Source organism: Bradyrhizobium sp. Kon69 (assembly GCF_055807515.1).
In genome coordinates this window covers 1-288 of the sequence record NZ_JBVVOS010000282.1, presented here as the reverse complement: position 1 = coordinate 288, position 288 = coordinate 1, and the positions used below count along the sequence as shown (strand labels likewise).

1 protein-coding gene is annotated in these 288 nt (G+C 48.6%); it reads left to right on the top strand.

The window, feature by feature from the left end:
- Positions 1-188: hypothetical protein (locus AC0L3U_RS39175; protein ID WP_473365087.1), on the top strand; the 188-nt coding region annotated here is incomplete at its 5' end.
- Between the last annotated feature and the right edge of the window lie 100 nt (positions 189-288).

Sequence of the window (288 nt, the reverse complement as noted above, 5' to 3'; positions counted from 1 at the left end):
ATCCCCTGGCACTATTGCATCCGCTTCATGCTGAGCTGGTCAGCTTCAACGAGTTCGCTGCGGCATTTCATCATGACACCTCCGGGGGATACACCAGGGTAGAAATCAACGCTGCGGAGCTGCTGCCATTTGCCAAAGGCGCGCTGGGATTCATCCAGAAGAGAACTTTAGAAACTCCAATTAGCTGAATTTTCTCATCTGGATGATTTCGATCTAGATGACTATTGCTCCTCGGAATACTACAAGCATTACCAACTCGTTGAGCGATTCATCGATGGAGATACTACC